Source organism: Escherichia sp. AM3 (assembly GCF_032029835.1).
GTDB lineage: Bacteria > Pseudomonadota > Gammaproteobacteria > Enterobacterales > Enterobacteriaceae > Escherichia > Escherichia coli.
In genome coordinates, this window is record NZ_JAVUPQ010000007.1 from 80738 (window position 1) to 100234 (window position 19497).

A 19497-nucleotide genomic window follows, 5' to 3' on the forward strand; every position below is an offset into this window, starting at 1 on the left:
CCTACCAGGCACCGTGGTACTGAATGGTTTTCGCCGCGCACGCCGTTCCCTGCGCTATCGCCTGCGGTAATGTCATCCCCGCAGACCAGCCGCAAAGGAATCCGGCAATGAACGAATCTCCGGCACCCATGGTGTCGATAACCGTCACCGGTTCAGGAGCCTGACGCCAGAACTGCGCGCCATCCCAGGCAATGCTGCCGTTTTCACCCAGCGTGACAATCACTGTTCCTGCGCCACGGGCAACAATCGCTTTCATCTTCAGACGCAGCGTTTCGTCTTCTTGCGGTGCGGAGGCAAAGGCAAAATCGAGATGCGGCACCAGTGTCTGCCAGAGCGGGCTGTCCCACTTGTCGGAGAAGTCGAAAGCGGTAAGTTTGCCCGCAGCGTGCAGCTGTGGGAATGCGTCTTCCGCATGTCCCCAGATTGCGGCGTGCACAATGTCATACTGCGCCAGCCAGGCGTAATCCTCTTCACTCAGGGCAAAGTCGGCCATCACGCCTTCGGTGTAGTCGCCAAAAACGCGATCATTGTCGTGCAGTTCCACCTGAGTTTGTGCGGTAACGCCGTGTTTCGTATGGACATGGCTGATATCGACGCCCATGCGGGCGAGATCCTGCTTCAGCTTTGTGCCGTAGTCATCGTCACCCACCCAGGTAATGCATCCCGGCTGTATGCCGTAGCGAGTGCAGTACACCGCCACATTGACCGCATTACCGCCAGAAAACGCTTTATTCAGTTGCGGGTAGATATCGACGCAGTTATCGCCGATTGTCGCCAGGGTTTTCATCTCTCATCCTCCGGCAGCAGCGCGCGAAAGCGTTCCAGCGCCTGGCGGGCATAGAGTCTGGGCTCGTTCATATACATCGTCACCAGCTCCACCGTACAGTAACCCTCATAGCCCCGCTCAATAATATCGCGCATCAGTTCCCGCAGCGGCATTTTGCCTTCTCCAGGAATGTAATGCGTGTCGCTGGCCCCGTCGCTGTCGACAATATGCAGATGACGTAATTTATCGTCCAGTTTGTCGAAATAACTCATCACCGGTTCCGCCTGGACATACGGCGCGCAAATGTCGACCATGCTGAACAGGCGCGGCGAAGGCACCAGCGCCAGCGCATGAAGCACATCATTAGCATTACACACGACGTTCGATTCATACGGCGTTAACGGTTCGAGGATTAGATCCATGCCGATGTTTTCCGCGTACTCACACAGTTCGCTTAGGTTCTCTGCCAGCCGTCCCCAGATAACATTAGGTGGCGTGAGATAGCCCGCATGGGCCGCGGAAATCAGCGTATAACCCGCGTTCATCTCTTTTGCCATATCCATCGCCAGCTTGATCATGTCGAGGCTTTCGCGACGCATATGTTCATCGCCCAGCATCATGTTATACGGATAGCCGTTGGTTTCTGGCGTATAGCCGATAATCGGCATCTGATACCTCTGCGCCAGCGCCTTGATTTGTTTGATGCCGCCCGCTTTTAAGTCCGGCGCGAACGCGTGCGGGCGACCGCCCCAAATTTCGATGCCGTCGTAACCCAGCTCGCTTGCATCACGAAATGCGTGTTCAATAGGCAGCCGCTGGTGGCCGCAGGTAAACATACCTGTTTTCATCGGGTAACTCCTTGCGTAAATCCGGCCCGTTGCCGGGCCGGGAGAGGGATTAATATTCCACCAGACCACCGTAATAGCGGCGTTCATCCGGGTTGTGATCTTTGTAAATAGACAGGTAGTAGCAGAGCCACTCCATTGGCACGAACATCAGGAACGGTGCCAGCCACGGGTGCAGCCCTTGCGAAATTTCGGCGTAATCGATGACGATCACGTTGTCAGTACGCTGTTTAACAAAGTTAATGGCGCGTTCGGTGGTGTGGCGACTTTCATCATTGCCGAGCAGGAACAGGAACGGAACGCCCGGTTCGACAATCTCCAGCGGGCCATGGCGGAACTCTCCGCTCTCAATCACGCAGCCGTGCGTCCAGGTAAATTCCATCAGCGTTACAATGCCTTCTTTGTAACCCAGCGGACGCAGCGGACCCGCAGCAACGGTATAAATCATCGGCCACTGGCTGGCCAGTTCACCAAGCTGGCGGCCTTTTTCTTCCCAGGTGCGTACCAGATGACCGAGCGCATTCGGCAACTGCTTGAGATCGTTTTTGATCTTGCCGATTTCCGCGTTCGGCGCGAGGCGGGTGATCATCTCCAGCACCACGCTGTAGCAGAGCAGCAGGTGAATTTCCCAGATACAGTCGGCCTGATAATCAATGCTAAATTCCGCCGCCGAGGTAATCGGGCTGTCCGCGCGTTTGGTGAACGCCGCAGTGAGTGCGCCGCAGGCCCGGCCCAGCTCCAGCGCTTTGATTACCTCTTCCGTTTTACCGTAGTCAGAAACGCCAATCACCGCGCAACGATCGTCGAGGCGATACGGGGTGTTATCGCAGAACTCCCAGCCGGAAATGGCGTAGACCTGAAGATCGGAAAAGCGATCCGCCAGATGTTTCGCCGTTTGCGCCGCGTTGAGTGGCGAGCCGCAGGCAACGAAATAAATACGATCAATGTCGCGCTTCACCATCTCTTCCACGATGGCGTGCACCAGCGGAACGTCATGGCTGAGAACTTTTTCCACTTCCTGAACCATATTTTCGGTGACCAGAAAGTCCACGGTGCTTTTATCAATATCCAACATTTTATTTTCTCCAGATAACATTACGACAAAGCGTTGAGCTGGCGGCTACGCTTCGCCCAGAAGGCGTAAGCAGGCAGACCAGTAGCAATAACGATGACGGCGCAGATAAGGCCGGGAATCGGTGCCCAGACAAAGGTTGAGGCGACCAGAATGAGGCTTGACGCAATGGCGAGGGTGGTCATCAGCCCGAAAGCCGGAGTACGCCACAGCGGTTTGTAATCGTCGCGTTTACGACACCAGATGATGGAGCCGAAGGTGAGGGTATTTTTGAAACACATCACCAGGGTGAAATAACCCAGCAGGCTGGTGAGATCGGAAACGAAGATGAAGAAGATCCCCAGCGCCCCTTGCAGGATGATGGAGACATCCGGCGTGTTGTATTTCGGATGCACATGGCCGAAGCATTTAAAGAACAGGTTGTCTTTCGCCATCGCGTATTCCAGCCGCGGCTGGTACATCACGCAGCTGGAAAGCGAACCAAGAATGACGATCATCGCCGTGATGGCAACAAAGATCCCAGCGGTGCTGCCGAGTGCGGGGATCCAGGTCAGGGCGTCGGAAATCGGCGTTTCAGAATTGGCGAGTTTGTCGAAGGGTATCAGGCCGGAAATCACCAGCGCCAGCAGGGTGTAGAGCACCAGAACCAGCAGACAGGAACCAATCAGCGCTCGTGGCATGGTTTTTCCGGGGTTTTTAATTTCGCCGGTCATATAACAGATAGAGGCCATGCCGGTATACGACCAACTGGTGGCAGAGATCCCCGCCAGCAGCGCCATAAAGCTGCCCGTTGCGCCAATCGCAGTGGTGGTAGGGGCGGCAAAATTCTCCGCTTTAAACCAGAAGATCCCAAGGCCAATGACGATAGTGAACGGGATAATTTTGGCGATGGTAATTAGCGTCTGAAACGCTGCGCCGCCTTCAACGGAGCGCAGGTGTAGCAACATAAAGGCGATAATTAATCCGGCGGCGATAAATTTACCGAGCAACGGATCGATAGGCGTTAAAAAGCCAAGATTGCTGACAATCGCCAGCGCCATAATCGACAATGACGGCGCATCGTTGGCCCAGAAGCTGGCCCAGCCGGAGAGGAAAGCCAGCGGTCGGCTTCCGGCATTTTTCAGATAAACATAATCTGCGCCATTTTCCGGATAAGCGGTGGATAGTTCCGCATAGACGCACATTTGCGGGATCACAATTAACCCGCCAATGACAAACGCGAGCACCGTAAGCCACGGCGTGCCCGCTGCTTTTGCCACTTCACCCACAGATACAAAAATACCGGAGCCGACGGTTGTCCCGACGGCGATTGCAAGAACGGCCCAAAATCCGAGCTTGCGTTGGAGTTCCTGGCTTCCCATAGCGATACCTTTTTCTTGTCCAATACGTTGTAGGGGAGAGTTTGCAGCCATTTAAAAGGTAACATGACAATTCATGATGAATATAACAACATATGATGTTATGTAATGTGGAGGAAGATCACAAAATTTCGCACAGGATCGCGCTGTGGCTAATGGATGTAGTTATCAAATTGAATTTAAAGTGAAAATATTTTTACGGGCGGGGGCAAGAAGGACATAGAAACAAATACGCCCTCGGAAAATCCAGAGGGCGTCGGGCAATTAAACCGGTGTTAGCCGATTTCTGTCAGAGACTTACTGTGCAGTAGGACCGCAACCGCCAATGATTTTAGAAATAGAAATTGCCGGGTGCAGCAGGTAGTCGTAAGAGCAGTTCTTATCACGGTTTTCAATATGACCAGTACATGCAGTTAACGTAGCCAGTACTGCACCTACCAGTGCAACTTTAATAAATTTGTTCATTTACATTCCCTATGTATTATATATTAATTAATATTCATTGATTATATGAATATAAGCAGACTGCTCGTTAAGAACGATACAGGAATATTTAATTGGCGTCAGTGAGCGAATGACTTAATTTTGTAAGTCGCTGTAACGGTGAATATAACCCATTAGCAGATAATATTTATTAAGGGATTATGTTTTATTTGCTGAATATATAAAAAGAGTCATTAAGAAGGCCAGAATTCTCTGGCCCGGGTTAAATTAATGGTTGGAGAACCAGTTCAGTTTATCGCGCAGGCCAACAACCCGACCAATAATAATTAGCGATGGACTGTTCATTTGCTGCGCCAGTTCTCCCAGCTGTGTGAGCGTACCGTCAATCACGCGCTGCGTGACTGCCGTACCGTTTTCGACAATTGCCACCGGCATTTCGCCTGGCATTCCGTGTTCAATCAGCTTTTGCTGAATAGTCGCGGCCTGATTCAACCCCATATAGAACACCAGCGTCTGTTTTTCTGCCGCCAGGTTTTCCCAGTCCAGCTCGCCACCGGTTTTTAAGTGTCCGGTAATTAAGCGTACGCTCTGGGCATAATCGCGATGCGTGAGTGGAATACCCGAATAGGCAGAGCAACCAGAAGCTGCGGTAATACCCGGAACCACCGAGAACGGAATACCCGCGTTGCACAGTGTTTCCAGCTCTTCGCCACCACGGCCAAAAATAAACGGATCGCCACCTTTCAGCCGCACCACGCGTTTGCCTTTTTGCGCTTCCCGCAGCAGGATCTGGTTAATCTCTTCCTGGGGTACGCAGTGGTATCCCGCGCGTTTGCCGACGAAAACACGGTCCGCATCGCGGCGTACCAGATTCATAATATCGTCAGAAACCAGACGGTCGTAGACCACCACATCTGCCTGCTGAATTTGTTGCAGTCCTTTCAGTGTCAGCAGCCCGGCATCGCCCGGACCTGCACCAACCAGCACCACTTCACCGCGATGGTCGAGCGGTTCGTTGATTAACTGTTCGGTGGTTTCAGTAATGGCTTTCTGATCGTTGTTTGCCAGCGACTGCGCCAGGCGGTCGTTAACGAACAATTTCTCCCAGAAACGGCGACGCTCACCCATCGTGGCGAACTGTTGTTTCACTCGCCCGCGTAATTGCCCGGCGTATTTCGCTACCTGGCCCAGATGTAACGGCAGCAGTGATTCAAGTTTTTCGCGCAACAGGCGTGCCAGAACCGGAGAGGTGCCGCCAGAGGAGACCGCTACCATGAGCGGTGAGCGGTCAATAATCGACGGCATAATAAAGCTGGCGGCTTTCGGCGCATCGACCACGTTACAGAAGATGCGACGAGCTTCAGCGGCTTCGCTGACGCGCTGGTTAAGCGCGTCATCATCCGTCGCTGCAATCGCCAGCCAGCAGGTGTCGAGAAGGCTTTCATCAAATGGCTCTTCGACGAGGGTTAACATGCCTGCATCTGCCCATGCGGTGAACTGTGGAATAAACGCTAATGCATTCACCGTTAAGCGAGCGCCTGCGTCTAACAGCAACCTTGCTTTGCGTTCCGCGACATCACCACCGCCGACAATCAGACAGTCGCGATCGCGTAATTGGCAAAATATAGGCAAATGATCCACGTAAAAACCCCTTAGTAATTAACCGGCAGCCGTTTCAGTTTGATTAAATTTGTCCGCAACCGGACGATTCGCTTTCGGCGTAGCATACCAATAACCCAATCCCATGAATACGGCACCTGATAAAGTATTACCCAGCGTCACCCACAGCAGGTTATGACCAATACCCGCCAGCGTGTAGGCTTCGCTGTGGTTGCCGAACCAGGAGAGCGCGAACAGCGTCATGTTAGCGATGGAGTGCTCATAACCGGATGCAATAAACGCCAGCAGACACCACCAGATAGCGATAAATTTCGCCGCCCCTTCAGTGCGCAGCGCCATCCAGATAGCCAGGCAAACCAGCCAGTTACACAATGCACCTTTGAAGAACAGTACCATTGCCGGTGCAGTGGTTTTAGCCAGCGCGACGGAGTGAACGATGCTGGTATCTACCGGCAGCAGGCTACCGCCACCCCAGCTATAGAGCATGGCAACGAAGACGGAACCGACCAGATTACCCAGCCAGGTTTGCGGCAGGATTGCCCACATTTGCCCGTGGCTGATGCTGCCCGCTTTTACCCCAAAGGTGAGGAACATGGTGTGTCCGGTGAACAGTTCAGAACCGGCGATAATCACCAGCGTTAAGGCGATACCAAAGGTCGCGCCCATCACCAGCGGACGTACGGACGGGTCGAGCAAATTACCGAGCGTGAAAATCAAGATGATCCCAAGACCCACATACGCGCCCGCCATGGCGGAGCTGACCCAAAATCCGAGCGGGTTATTTGCCGACAGGCGTGCAATGCGCGCAGCGTTAGCCGCAGACTTATTAATAGTGTCTGTAAACATTTGATTATCCTTTAAAAAATAAAAACAAAAAAATAAAACAAAAAGTTTAAAAAATGTCCTGCAATATACCGAAGGTCATTACAGGACCATGCAAAAAGGGGAGGCATTGCGCCTCCCGTTAAAACATTAACCGCGCAGCTGCACCACGCCGTCTTTCACTCGTGCTTCGTAATGTTTGACGGAAAACTGTTCGTCTTCCATGCACAAGCCATCACTTAAGCGAAAACGCTGTTTTTTCAGCGGGCTGGCGACCCACAGCTCGCCCTGGTGTTCCGCAATCAGCCCGCGTGATAGCACGCTGGACTCGAAGAACGGATCGATGTTGCTGATCGCAAACACCTGGTCGCTGTGATACGGGCGGAAAATCGCTACCTGCTCGTCACCTAACAGCGCGCAGACGCCGGTTTCAGGCAGGATGTCATCGATTTTGCAGATGTCTTTCCACTGGCTCATGCGTTGTCCTCCACCAGAGTTACCGGGATACGTTCATACGGCGTTGCCGGACGGTGCTGTTCGCGCTCTGGCACCATCTGCACGTTCGGGTCACGCTTGTCGCTGTTGATGAAGTGTTTGAAGCGAGTCTGCGCAGACGGCGTATTGACCGTTTCAGTCCACTCACACACTACCGCTTCACGCAGGCGCGCCATCTCTTCTTCCAGATGAGCGTTCAGCCCCAGTTTGTCGTCAATGATCACCGCTTTCAGATAATCGATGCCGCCTTCGAGGTTTTCTAACCACGGCGCGGTACGCGTCAGTTTGTCGGCGGTACGGATGTAGAACATCATGAAGCGGTCGAGATATTTGATCAGCGTTTCGCGATCGATATCCGCTGCCAGCAGATCCGCATGACGCGGTTTCATGCCGCCGTTACCGCAAACATACAAGTTCCAGCCTTTTTCAGTGGCGATAATACCCACGTCTTTACCCTGAGCTTCTGAACATTCACGGGTACAGCCGGAGACACCGAACTTCATTTTGTGCGGCGTACGGATGCCTTTGTAGCGGTTTTCCAGTTCCACGCCGAGGCCGACGCTGTCGCCAACGCCGTAGCGGCACCAGGTGCTACCCACGCAGGTTTTCGCCATACGCAGTGCTTTCGCATAGGCATGACCGGTTTCGAAGCCGGCTTCAATCAGCTGACGCCAGATCTCCGGCAGATCGTCTTTCTGTGCGCCAAACATCGCCAGGCGCTGGGAACCGGTGATTTTGGTGTAGAGATTAAATTCACGCGCGATACGACCCACTGCCATCAGCCCTTCCGGGGTGATTTCACCGCCCGGAGAGCGCGGGATCACCGAGTAGGTGCCGTCTTTCTGGATGTTAGCGAGGAAGTTGTCGTTAGAATCCTGCAGCGGAGTATGTTCCGGCTTCAGAATGTATTCGTTCCAGCAGGAGGCCAGCAGCGAACCGACGGTCGGTTTACAAACTTCACAACCGTAGCCTTTGCCGTGTTTCGCCAGCAGTTCTTCGAAGGTTTTAATGCCTTCAACGCGGATCAAATGGAACAGTTCCTGACGCGAATAAGCAAAGTGTTCGCACAGGTTGTTGTTAACTTCGATGCCCTGTTTCGCCAGTTCCGCGTTCAGTACCTGAGTGACCAGCGGGATACAGCCACCGCAGCCAGTACCCGCTTTGGTTTCGGCTTTCAGCGCCGCAACGGTGTGGCAGCCTTTGTTGATGGCAGCAATCAGATCACCTTTGGTGACGTCGAAGCAGGAGCAGATTTGCGCGCTGTCCGGCAGTTTATCAACACCGATAGACGGCTTACCGCTACCCGAGTGCGCCGGCAGAATCAGAGAATCCGGGTTTTCCGGCAGCTCGATAGCGTTCAGCACCAGTTGCAGCAGGTTGCCGTAGTCGCTGGTATCGCCCACCAGTACCGCACCGAGCAGGGTTTTGTTGTCTTCGCTGACAATCAGGCGTTTGTAGATCTCTTTGCTTTCGTCGAGGTAAACATAGCTACGTGCGCCAGGCGTGCGACCGTGCGCATCACCAATACCGCCTACGTCTACGCCCAGCAGTTTCAGCTTGGCGCTAAGGTCAGCACCTTCAAAGGCGTTTTCGCTACTGAGAATATGGTCAACGGCGACCTGCGCCATTTTGTAGCCTGGTGCTACCAGACCAAATACACGGTTGTTCCAGCTTGCGCATTCACCGATGGCGTAGATATCCGGATCGGAAGTCTGGCAGGAATCATTAATGACAATACCCCCACGCGGAGCAACGTCCAGACCACACTGGGTTGCCAGCTTATCGCGCGGACGGATACCGGTAGAGAAGACGATAAAGTCGACTTCCAATTCGCTGCCGTCGGCAAAACGCATGGTTTTACGCGCTTCGACACCTTCCTGCACAATCTCAAGGGTGTTTTTGCTGGTGTGAACGCGCACGCCCATACTTTCGATTTTGCGACGCAGCTGCTCGCCACCCATCTGATCAAGCTGTTCCGCCATCAGCATAGGGGCAAATTCGATAACGTGGGTTTCAATACCTAAGTTTTTCAGCGCGCCAGCGGCTTCCAGACCTAACAGGCCGCCACCAACAACGGCACCGCGTTTGCTGCGACGGGCGCAGGATTCAATGGCGTTGAGGTCTTCAATAGTGCGATAGACAAAGCAGTCCTGAGTATCAGAACCTTTGATTGGCGGGATCCACGGGTAGGAACCGGTCGCCATGATCAGCTTGTCATAAAAAACGGTGCGCCCGGCGCTGGAGTGAATCACCTTCTCCTGACGGTTGATGGTGATAGCGCGTTCGCCGACCAGAACTTTGATGCCGTGTTTCTCGTAGAAGCCTTCGCGCACCAGCGACAGCTCTTCGGCGGTGTGGTGAGAGAAGTAAGACGAGAGGTGTACGCGGTCATAAGCGATGCGCGGTTCTTCACAGAAAACGGTAATATCAAAGTTGGCCGCATCAGATTTATCAAGAAGATCTTCGATAAAGCGATGGCCGACCATACCGTTACCGATAATTGCGAGTCTGACTTTGCTCATTTTTGCCTCGATTTCTTTTCTATTACCGCCTACCTTAACGATTCAGCAACCCCGCTTATTGATGTAAATCAAATTCACCTTTATATACTCCTTAAGGGGTATATTGCTGATTTGTATAAATTTTCTTAAGTCACGGAATTGTCTGACATTTCATGTTTGTGCAAAAAATAGACAAAATGAACGGGTTTATAGAAATAGATGCACGTAGCGGGGGTAAGAGAGGAAAAGGCCGGACGACGATAGTGCCGTCCGGCATGAGCAATTAATGAGAGGTCAGGGTGTTATGCTGACGGTGACGGCTGACGAAACCTAACAGGAAGCACATCACAAAGACGACAGCGTACAGACCGTTTGCTGTAAGCAGTGCCGCCTGCGGACCGCTATGTTCAACAATCGGGCCGGTAACCACAAAGGTCAACATAGTACCGATGGTTCCGCAGGTCAGGACAAAGTTAACCAGTTTTGGCGACGGTACTTTGGTCTGCTGTGAACCCAGGGTGATGATGGTGGTATAGATCGCGCTGGAGAAGAAGCCCAGAGCGAGAATTGACCACGCCATATGTGCTGGTGTTCCGGTGTTAAAGACGTACATCAGAATCGCAGCCAGACCAGCCAGTACGGTCAGAATGCGTTGCAAATCAAAGAAGCGAAGAATAAAGCTGAACGCCCACATGCCGACCATGTATGACATCCAGAAGTTACTCACCAGCGTGCCCGCGTCGTTCAGGCTCATGCCCAGGCCTTTGGCATACTCAGGCACCCAGGAGATAAAACCTAACTGACCGAGGATGTAGCACAGCGCCGCAACAGAGAGAAACAGTACGCCGATCCCCCACTTTTCTTTCTCTACCGGAGCATCCGTTTTTGGCGCATGTTTGCCCAGTGCCGGGAACTCACAGCCGAAGGTCAGAATAAAAATAGCGACATACACCAGCCCGATGCAGGCATAAACCCAGTACCACTCAATGCTGCGCGCCAGTAGAAACGCGGCGATCATTGGGAAAATCATCCCAGCCATACTGAAGAAGGAGTCAGTAAATAACAGGCGGGAACCGCGCTGACGCCCTTCATACATTTGTGTTATCAGGAATGTACCAATCGACATAGTAATGCCGCTGACCACCCCGAGAATGAACATCGCCGTCGAGAACAGCGCCAGGCTGTGGCTGAACATCAAACCGGCAACCGCCAGCACCATCAGGAGAAAGCCAAAACGTAACTGCGTTTTCAACGGGACGATTTCCATCAGCCAGGCGTTGAGGAAGATAGAGATTAAAATGCCGGCGTTGAGGAAGGTGAAGGTGTTACTCATACTGGAAACAGGCAGATTGAAATAATCGGCGATATTTCCCATCACCATCCCGGTGACAATAACCAACGCACCAGTCAGTGCGTAGGAGAGAAAGCTAATCCATGTGAGCTTGATGCGATTGCTGTTAGTCATGATTGGCCTGCGTTCAAAAATAAAATGGCATAGCGGGATATGCCGCGAGCGGGCGATTTTAGGTGATTTTGTGATCTGTTTAAATGTTTTATTGCAATCGGTTGCTAAATTGCATTTTAAGAGGTGATTTTGATCACGGAATAAAAAGTGATCGTCAGGTTACATATATTTCAGATACGTAAAATTAGGTAAAGGGATGGCCTTGTTCTTGAAGGCTATTTAGAATCTCTTCACTTGCTTTTTTTCTGCTCTGTTTGTTAAGGAAATCTCATGTTCAAATCGACCCTGGCGGCGATGGCTGCTGTTTTCGCTCTTTCTGCTCTTTCTCCCGCAGCAATGGCAGCGAAAGGGGACCCGCACGTATTGTTGACAACCTCAGCTGGTAACATCGAACTGGAGCTGGATAAACAAAAAGCGCCAGTGTCTGTGCAAAACTTTGTCGATTATGTGAACAGCGGTTTTTATAACAACACTACCTTTCACCGCGTCATTCCTGGCTTTATGATTCAGGGCGGCGGTTTCACCGAGCAGATGCAGCAGAAAAAACCAAACCCGCCAATCAAAAATGAAGCCGATAACGGCCTGCGCAACACGCGTGGCACCATCGCGATGGCGCGTACCGCTGACAAAGACAGCGCCACCAGCCAGTTCTTTATCAACGTTGCCGATAACGCCTTCCTTGACCATGGTCAGCGTGATTTCGGTTACGCGGTATTTGGTAAAGTGGTGAAAGGCATGGACGTTGCCGATAAGATTTCCCAGGTGCCGACTCATGACGTTGGTCCGTACCAGAATGTGCCGTCAAAACCGGTAGTTATCCTTTCCGCTAAAGTCCTGCCGTAATGATTTTTCGCGCGGGCAATCTTGCCCGCGCTTCTGCTCTCCCGGCGTAACCCGGATTTGCCGCTTATACTTGTGGCAAATGGACACGTTCAGGGAGGCATCAAGTGAAGAAACTCACCGATAAGCAAAAGTCCCGTCTCTGGGAGCTTCAGCGTAATCGTAATTTCCAGGCCAGTCGCCGTCTTGAAGGCGTCGAGATGCCTTTAGTCACTCTTACTGCCGCAGAGGCTTTAGCGCGCCTTGAAGAGCTGAGGAGGCACTATGAGCGATAAATTCGGCGAAGGGCGCGATCCGTATCTTTATCCTGGCCTTGATATCATGCGTAACCGGCTGAACATCCACCAGCAGCAGCGGCTGGAACAGGCCGCTTACGAAATGACGGCGCTGCGTGCTGCGACCATTGAGCTTGGTCCGCTGGTGCGCGGTTTACCGCATTTGCGCACTATCCATCGCCAGCTGTATCAGGATATTTTCGACTGGGCGGGGCAACTGCGTGAAGTTGATATTTATCAGGGCGATACGCCGTTCTGCCACTTTGCTTATATCGAAAAAGAGGGCAATGCCCTGATGCAGGATCTGGAGGAAGAAGGTTATCTGGTTGGCCTGGAGAAAGCGAAGTTCGTCGAGCGGCTGGCGCATTACTATTGTGAAATCAACGTGCTGCATCCCTTCCGTGTGGGAAGCGGACTGGCACAGCGGATCTTCTTCGAGCAACTGGCGATTCATGCCGGATATCAACTGAGCTGGCAGGGTATCGAAAAAGAAGCCTGGAATCAGGCAAATCAGAGTGGGGCAATGGGGGATCTCACCGCGCTGCAGATGATATTTAGCAAAGTGGTAAGCGAAGCCGGGGAATCTGAGTAAAATAGCGTGGTTCTTTCGTACCGGAGCCGCCATGATCCTGCTTATAGATAACTACGATTCTTTTACCTGGAACCTCTACCAGTACTTTTGTGAACTGGGGGCGGATGTGCTGGTTAAGCGCAACGATGCGTTGACGCTGGCGGATATCGACGCCCTTAAACCACAAAAAATTGTCATCTCACCTGGCCCCTGTACGCCAGATGAAGCCGGGATCTCCCTTGACGTTATTCGCCACTATGCCGGGCGCTTGCCGATTCTTGGCGTCTGCCTCGGTCATCAGGCAATGGCGCAGGCATTTGGCGGTAAAGTTGTGCGCGCCGCAAAGGTCATGCACGGCAAAACCTCGCCGATTACACATAACGGTGAGGGCGTATTTCGGGGGCTGGCAAATCCACTTACCGTGACACGCTACCATTCGCTGGTGGTGGAACCTGACTCATTACCAGCGTGCTTTGACGTGACGGCCTGGAGCGAAACCCGCGAGATTATGGGGATTCGCCATCGCCAGTGGGATCTGGAAGGTGTGCAGTTCCATCCAGAAAGTATTCTTAGCGAACAAGGACATCAACTGCTGGCTAATTTCCTGCATCGCTGATTTCTGATTGCCATTCAGTGATTTTTTATGCATATTTTGTGATTATAATTTCAAATTTATTTATGCGTAACAGGGTGATCATGAGATGGCAATTGAACAAACAGCAATTACACGCGCGACTTTCGATGAAGTGATCCTGCCGATTTATGCACCGGCAGAGTTTATTCCGGTAAAAGGTCAGGGCAGCCGAATCTGGGATCAGCAAGGCAAGGAGTATGTCGATTTCGCGGGTGGCATTGCAGTTACGGCGTTGGGCCATTGCCATCCTGCGCTGGTGAACGCGTTAAAAACCCAGGGCGAAACTCTGTGGCATATCAGTAACGTTTTCACCAATGAACCGGCGCTGCGTCTTGGGCATAAACTGATTGAGGCGACGTTTGCCGAACGCGTGGTGTTTATGAACTCCGGCACGGAAGCTAACGAAACCGCCTTTAAACTGGCACGCCATTACGCCTGTGTGCGTCATAGCCCGTTCAAAACCAAAATTATTGCCTTCCATAACGCTTTTCATGGTCGCTCGCTGTTTACCGTTTCGGTGGGTGGGCAGCCAAAATATTCCGACGGCTTTGGGTCAAAACCGGCAGACATCATCCACGTTCCCTTTAACGATCTCCACGCAGTGAAAGCGGTGATGGATGATCACACCTGTGCAGTGGTGGTTGAGCCGATCCAGGGCGAGGGCGGTGTGACGGCAGCGACGCCAGAGTTTTTGCAGGGCTTGCGTGAGTTGTGCGATCAACATCAGGCATTATTGGTGTTTGATGAAGTACAGTGCGGGATGGGGCGGACTGGCGATTTGTTTGCTTACATGCACTACGGCGTGACGCCGGATATTCTGACTTCTGCGAAAGCGTTAGGCGGCGGCTTCCCGATTAGCGCCATGCTGACCACGGCGGAAATTGCTTCTGCGTTTCATCCTGGTTCTCACGGTTCCACCTACGGCGGTAATCCTCTGGCCTGTGCAGTAGCGGGCGCGGCGTTTGATATCATTAATACCCCTGAAGTGCTGGAAGGCATTCAGGCGAAACGCCAGCGTTTTGTTGACCATTTGCAGAAGATCGATCAGCAGTACGATGTGTTTAGCGATATTCGCGGTATGGGGCTGTTAATTGGCGCGGAGCTGAAACCACAGTACAAAGGTCAGGCGCGTGATTTCCTGTATGCGGGCGCAGAGGCTGGCGTAATGGTGCTGAATGCCGGACCGGATGTGATGCGTTTTGCACCGTCGCTGGTGGTGGAAGATGCGGATATCGATGAAGGGATGCAACGTTTCGCCCACGCGGTGGCGAAGGTGGTTGGGGCGTAAATAAGACGCATCAGGCAAAAGATGTCGGATGCGGCGTGAATGCCTTATCCGATGGTTTAGCCTGCATTACGCCTTCGAATCCCGCAACTTGCGACTCAGCCAAATCCCGTGATGCGGTCGCTGACGCCATGCCATCGACGAAATGGTGTGCATGGTGTTCAGATGACCAATAACCCGCTGTAAATGCTGCTCCAGCGTACCTGCCGCGCCTTCGTGCGGCTGCATCTCCGGCGCATCCATGATATTGGCATCGCCAGAACTACCCGGTTCGTCATACTCCAGTCGCTGCTGACAACGCTGAATGGCGATTTCACAAGACTGTAAATACTCTTGTGCCAGTTCAGGTGGCAATGCCCGGTGTTCCCGCGCCAGCGTGGTCATGGCATTAATATGTTCAACAATAAACTGACTGTGCGTTACCCACAGTTTCATATCTGCCAGATAATGGCTGTTGAACGCTGGTTCCTGCATCGCCTGATTCAATGAGTTATACAGAGTGTTATGTGCCTGATTTACCCGCATTCGCTGCCAGGCCAGTGGCGTAGGTTGCGGATCCTCGCTCAGAATCAAGCGAATCGCTTCCTGATAGGCTTCTAAAGCGTCATGGGCGTTTTTACGCAATAACCCGCTCTGCCACTGCGGCCACAGCCAGACGGTACCACCGAAAGCAATTAAACAACCAATAATGGTATCGATAAGACGCGGAAGGATGTACTGCTCACCGTTCAGCCACAACAGTTGCAGGGTATACACTGCGGTAATAGTAAAACCGACCGTCGCCCAGCCGTAGTTTTTGCGCAATATCAGGTAGCTGGCAAGGGTGGTAATCAGCATCAAGGTCAGGGTGTAACCTTCGGGAATTTTAAAGTGCAGCGCCACGCCCGCAATGATTAACCCGACCACGGTTCCCACGGAGCGATTCACAATCCTCAGACGGGTTGCACCATAGCCATTTTGCGTCACCAGCAATACCGTCATCAGGATCCAGTACGACTTCGGCAGATGCAGCGCGGTGCCCATCAGGCTGGCAACGCTTAACATTACACTGAGTCGTCCGGCATTGCGTAGCGCCGGAGACTTTAGTGACAGATAACTTTTCAGCGCCGGAAGTAACGGCATTCGCCGCTGTTTATCGGCCAGTAAGTCACGCGCATAGAGCGGTTTTTGGGTGCGCAGCACGCGGGCGATGCGGCTGAAGTGCCAATAGCAGAATTGCCCAACCGGATTATCCGGATGCTGGCGGGCGATTTTTTCCAGTGCGCCAATTTGCTTTTCCATCGTAAAACGCGTCGGCAGGCGATGGTAAAGAATGTCATCAGCCAGCACGCGCAGGCGAGCGGCGACGGTTTGCGCATTCCAGCGGATAACTTCTTCCGCATGGCTACGCTCGACCAGCTTTTGCACCTCTTCCGGCTGATGCAAACTGACCGAAATATGTTCCTGTAAATCCAGCGCCTCCTGGAAAATACGCAGCATCCGCTTGTAGTCAGTATTATTTTGCGCGGAAAGCATATGCATTTGCTGATAGCACTGGGTAATTAGATCGACCGCTTTTTGCTGGCGCACCAGCAGCGGCGGCAGCGCTTTTTCAGGGTCGGTGTGCTGGGTAAGCAGGCTGTATTTGGCTTCACAATAATCTGCCAGTTCACGGTACAGCAGACTTAGTGACTCGCGCAGCGGTTGTTCGCGCCAGATCCAGAACCAAAACCAGTTAAACAATCCGTACCAGAGAGTGCCCAACGCATAGATGAGCAACGGTTCCCAGACCGGCATGTATCCCGCCAAACTGAGGGTAAAAATGGCGGCGAGCAGCGATGCAGGAAGCAATTTTGCGTGCAATGGCCCCAGCTCAGCAGTGACGCCAAGTACCAGCGTTAATCCGGTCAGCAAAAAGGGCAGGGGAACATCTTTTGCCAGTAGCAGCTGTGTCAGTAAGCTACAGGTGGCAAACAGCGACGCACCAATGATTAAGCGTTTGAAAAAACGTTTATGAGGCGTATCAAGGCCCGCAATATTGCAACAGGCAGGAACGAGGGAGAAGAGCAGACCGAATCGTAATTCGCCAAGCATTAACCCAACGGCCACGGGCAAACATAGCACCAGCGTTTGTCGAAGTGCATAGTTGATATCGGGGTGATAAATCAGTCTGCGCCACATCGGGGGAAACAAAATGGCGCGCTACCAGGTAACGCGCCTCTCCGACGGGATTAACGAGTGCCGTAAACGACGATGGTTTTACCGTGTGCGGAGATCAGGTTCTGATCTTCAAGCATCTTCAGAATGCGTCCCACGGTTTCACGAGAACAGCCGACAATCTGACCGATTTCCTGACGGGTAATTTTGATTTGCATACCGTCCGGGTGAGTCATAGCGTCTGGTTGTTTTGCCAGATTCAGCAGAGTCTGTGCAATGCGGCCCGTCACGTCGAGGAACGCCAGGTTGCCCACTTTCTCTGAAGTGACTTGCAGACGACGCGCCATCTGTGCAGACAGACGCATCAGAATGTCCGGGTTTACCTGAATCAATTGGCGAAATTTTTTGTACGAAATTTCAGCCACTTCACAGGCGGTTTTCGCACGTACCCATGCGCTACGTTCCTGGCCCTCTTCAAACAGGCCCAGTTCGCCAATAAAATCACCCTGATTCAGATAGGAGAGGATCATTTCTTTACCCTCTTCGTCTTTGATCAGCACTGCCACAGAGCCTTTAACGATGTAGTACAGCGTTTCCGCTTTTTCACCCTGGTGAATAAGCGTGCTCTTGGATGGGTACTTATGAATGTGGCAATGAGACAAGAACCATTCGAGAGTCGGGTCTGTTTGCGGTTTGCCAAGCACCATGCGCGGTTATCCTCTGTTATAAGCTTTCTCCAGAGCCAGATAACGCCGCTGTCTCTGGATTGCCGAAATATGCTTCCCGCTACCTGGGAAGGGGCTATCAACTGTACTGCACGGTAATGTGACGTCCTTTGCATACATGCAGTACATCAATGTATTACTGTAGCATCCTGACTGTTTTAGCATAGCTTTCGCTTTGTGTCTCCTGGTGTCTCGCTTCAGCATGACCCAGGTCGCCTTCCGTTGCGCGATTTGGTTAGTACGCGTACTCTGTCAGGAAAATTGACGCAGTGGAGTAGCAAAAATGCAAGCGCGAGTGAAGTGGGTCGAAGGGTTAACTTTTCTGGGCGAATCTGCCTCTGGTCACCAGATTTTAATGGACGGCAACTCAGGCGATAAAGCACCAAGTCCGATGGAAATGGTGTTGATGGCGGCGGGTGGTTGCAGTGCCATCGATGTGGTTTCGATCCTGCAAAAAGGGCGTCAGGATGTGGTCGATTGTGAAGTAAAATTGACCTCTGAACGCCGCGAAGAGGCACCACGCCTGTTTACGCACATTAATCTGCATTTTATCGTCACCGGTCGCGACCTGAAAGACGCAGCGGTTGCGCGTGCGGTTGATCTCTCTGCCGAGAAATATTGTTCAGTGGCGTTGATGCTGGAAAAAGCGGTGAATATTACTCACTCGTATGAAGTGGTTGGCGCGTGATTTAACTATCCCGTTGTGAAGCCGGATAGTATTTTATCCGGCGTAATAGCAGAGTTACTCGATTTTCTTTCCTTCCATCAATCGTTGCACCAGCGGCAGCATAATTAATTCCATTGCCAGACCCATTTTGCCGCCGGGCACCACTAACGTATTGATGTGGGAAATGAATGAGCCTTGCAACATCGCCAGCAGCCAGGGGAAATCGATCCCTTCCAGATTACGAAAATGGATCACCACAAAGCTTTCATCCAGCGACGGGATACCTTTTGCCGCGAACGGGTTTGAAGTGTCGACGGTGGGAACGCGCTGGAAGTTAAGATGGGTGCGGGAAAACTGCGGTGTGATGTAGTTGATATAGTCTTCCATTGAACGCACTACTGAGTCCATCACTGCTTCTCGTGAGTGCCCGCGCTCGCTGGTGTCGCGGATCAGTTTTTGAATCCACTCAAGGTTAACGATAGGCACCACGCCGACCAGTAAGTCCACATGCTGCGCAACGTTATGCTGTGGCGTGACTACGCCGCCGTGTAAACCTTCATAAAACAGTACATCTGTGGGTTCTGGTAAAGGTTGCCAGGGGGTGAATGTTCCCGGTACCTGATTCCACGGTACGGCTTCATCGTAGGTATGCAGATATTTGCGAGATTTCCCTTTGCCGCTCTGACCGTATTCAATGAAGGTTTGTTCCAGCAGGCCGAAGTCGTTCGCTTCGGGGCCGAAGTAGCTGATATGCCGCCCGGCGTCGCGCGCTTTGCGGATCGCCATGTCCATTTCCGGGCGGGTGTAACGGTGAAAACTGTCGCCTTCCACCTCAGCTGCATGCAGATTTAACTGCGCGAATATTTTACGAAACGCGAGGCTGGTGGTGGTGGTCCCCGCGCCGCTGGATCCTGTTACCGCAATGACCGGATGTTTGGCAGACATAGTAACTCCATGACTTAGCTATCATTATTAT

19 protein-coding genes are annotated in these 19497 nt (G+C 52.4%); 6 read left to right on the plus strand and 13 right to left on the minus strand.

The window, feature by feature from the left end; genetic code table 11:
- Position 1 precedes the first annotated feature (1 nt).
- The 10 genes from frlD to tsgA all read right to left on the minus strand — a co-directional run bounded on the left by frlD (position 2) and on the right by tsgA (position 11388).
- Positions 2 to 787, minus strand: coding sequence for a fructoselysine 6-kinase (gene frlD / locus RTW80_RS05385; protein WP_000853353.1), 786 nt, complete (start codon positions 785 to 787; stop codon positions 2 to 4).
- Positions 784 to 1614, minus strand: coding sequence for a fructoselysine 3-epimerase (gene frlC / locus RTW80_RS05390; RefSeq protein WP_063119244.1), 831 nt, complete (start codon positions 1612 to 1614; stop codon positions 784 to 786). The genes frlD and frlC overlap by 4 nt, the downstream gene beginning before the upstream one ends.
- Positions 1615 to 1663: 49 nt before the next feature.
- The gene (gene frlB, locus RTW80_RS05395; protein ID WP_001295163.1) at positions 1664 to 2686 is read right to left on the minus strand and encodes a fructoselysine 6-phosphate deglycase; all 1023 of its coding nucleotides are present in this window, start codon (positions 2684 to 2686) and stop codon (positions 1664 to 1666) included.
- A gap of 20 nt (positions 2687 to 2706) precedes the next feature.
- On the minus strand, positions 2707 to 4044 hold the full coding sequence (gene frlA, locus RTW80_RS05400) for a fructoselysine/psicoselysine transporter (protein WP_033548645.1): 1338 nt from the start codon (positions 4042 to 4044) through the stop codon (positions 2707 to 2709).
- A 294-nt stretch (positions 4045 to 4338) separates the two neighbouring features.
- On the minus strand, positions 4339 to 4506 hold the full coding sequence (locus RTW80_RS05405) for a YhfL family protein (protein WP_001031834.1): 168 nt from the start codon (positions 4504 to 4506) through the stop codon (positions 4339 to 4341).
- 246 nt (positions 4507 to 4752) lie between these two features.
- A complete protein-coding gene (gene cysG, locus RTW80_RS05410) occupies positions 4753 to 6126 on the minus strand; it encodes a siroheme synthase CysG (protein ID WP_063119147.1) in 1374 nt (457 codons plus the stop codon).
- An 18-nt stretch (positions 6127 to 6144) separates the two neighbouring features.
- Entirely contained in the window at positions 6145 to 6951 is an 807-nt protein-coding gene (gene nirC / locus RTW80_RS05415; RefSeq protein ID WP_000493584.1) for a nitrite transporter NirC, read from the minus strand.
- Positions 6952 to 7077: 126 nt separating this feature from the next.
- Positions 7078 to 7404 (minus strand): nitrite reductase small subunit NirD, encoded by a 327-nt coding sequence (gene nirD / locus RTW80_RS05420; protein WP_000084764.1) that lies wholly within the window; start codon positions 7402 to 7404, stop codon positions 7078 to 7080.
- Positions 7401 to 9944 (minus strand): NADPH-nitrite reductase large subunit, encoded by a 2544-nt coding sequence (gene nirB, locus RTW80_RS05425; RefSeq protein ID WP_000049227.1) that lies wholly within the window; start codon positions 9942 to 9944, stop codon positions 7401 to 7403. The genes nirD and nirB overlap by 4 nt, the downstream gene beginning before the upstream one ends.
- Before the next feature lie 262 nt (positions 9945 to 10206).
- The gene (tsgA, locus tag RTW80_RS05430; RefSeq protein ID WP_000185258.1) at positions 10207 to 11388 is read right to left on the minus strand and encodes an MFS transporter TsgA; all 1182 of its coding nucleotides are present in this window, start codon (positions 11386 to 11388) and stop codon (positions 10207 to 10209) included.
- A 270-nt stretch (positions 11389 to 11658) separates the two neighbouring features.
- Between tsgA and ppiA the strand changes: the two genes are divergently transcribed.
- The 5 genes from ppiA to argD all read left to right on the plus strand — a co-directional run bounded on the left by ppiA (position 11659) and on the right by argD (position 14996).
- Positions 11659 to 12231, plus strand: a complete 573-nt coding sequence (gene ppiA / locus RTW80_RS05435) for a peptidylprolyl isomerase A (protein ID WP_000477225.1) — start codon at positions 11659 to 11661, stop codon at positions 12229 to 12231.
- Positions 12232 to 12335: 104 nt separating this feature from the next.
- The gene (locus RTW80_RS05440; RefSeq protein WP_000736860.1) at positions 12336 to 12503 is read left to right on the plus strand and encodes a YhfG family protein; all 168 of its coding nucleotides are present in this window, start codon (positions 12336 to 12338) and stop codon (positions 12501 to 12503) included.
- Positions 12493 to 13095, plus strand: a complete 603-nt coding sequence (locus RTW80_RS05445; RefSeq protein ID WP_001280624.1) for a putative adenosine monophosphate-protein transferase Fic — start codon at positions 12493 to 12495, stop codon at positions 13093 to 13095. The genes RTW80_RS05440 and RTW80_RS05445 overlap by 11 nt, the downstream gene beginning before the upstream one ends.
- A 31-nt stretch (positions 13096 to 13126) precedes the next feature.
- Complete coding sequence (pabA, locus tag RTW80_RS05450; RefSeq protein ID WP_000601847.1) at positions 13127 to 13690, plus strand: aminodeoxychorismate synthase component 2; 564 nt, start codon at positions 13127 to 13129, stop codon at positions 13688 to 13690.
- A gap of 85 nt (positions 13691 to 13775) precedes the next feature.
- Positions 13776 to 14996: a bifunctional acetylornithine/succinyldiaminopimelate transaminase gene (gene argD, locus RTW80_RS05455; protein ID WP_024249933.1), complete on the plus strand. Its 1221-nt coding sequence runs from the start codon at positions 13776 to 13778 to the stop codon at positions 14994 to 14996.
- Positions 14997 to 15062: 66 nt separating this feature from the next.
- Here the strand turns inward: argD and RTW80_RS05460 are convergent, their stop codons facing one another.
- The gene (locus RTW80_RS05460; RefSeq protein ID WP_001295162.1) at positions 15063 to 17153 is read right to left on the minus strand and encodes a YccS/YhfK family putative transporter; all 2091 of its coding nucleotides are present in this window, start codon (positions 17151 to 17153) and stop codon (positions 15063 to 15065) included.
- Positions 17154 to 17203: 50 nt separating this feature from the next.
- Positions 17204 to 17836: a cAMP-activated global transcriptional regulator CRP gene (gene crp, locus RTW80_RS05465; protein ID WP_000242755.1), complete on the minus strand. Its 633-nt coding sequence runs from the start codon at positions 17834 to 17836 to the stop codon at positions 17204 to 17206.
- A gap of 301 nt (positions 17837 to 18137) precedes the next feature.
- Between crp and RTW80_RS05470 the strand changes: the two genes are divergently transcribed.
- Complete coding sequence (locus RTW80_RS05470) at positions 18138 to 18542, plus strand: OsmC family protein (RefSeq protein ID WP_001148910.1); 405 nt, start codon at positions 18138 to 18140, stop codon at positions 18540 to 18542.
- A 54-nt stretch (positions 18543 to 18596) separates the two neighbouring features.
- On the opposite strand, the gene RTW80_RS05475 is transcribed toward RTW80_RS05470, so the two are convergent.
- The gene (locus tag RTW80_RS05475) at positions 18597 to 19466 is read right to left on the minus strand and encodes a phosphoribulokinase (protein WP_001274680.1); all 870 of its coding nucleotides are present in this window, start codon (positions 19464 to 19466) and stop codon (positions 18597 to 18599) included.
- Positions 19467 to 19497: the final 31 nt, after the last annotated feature.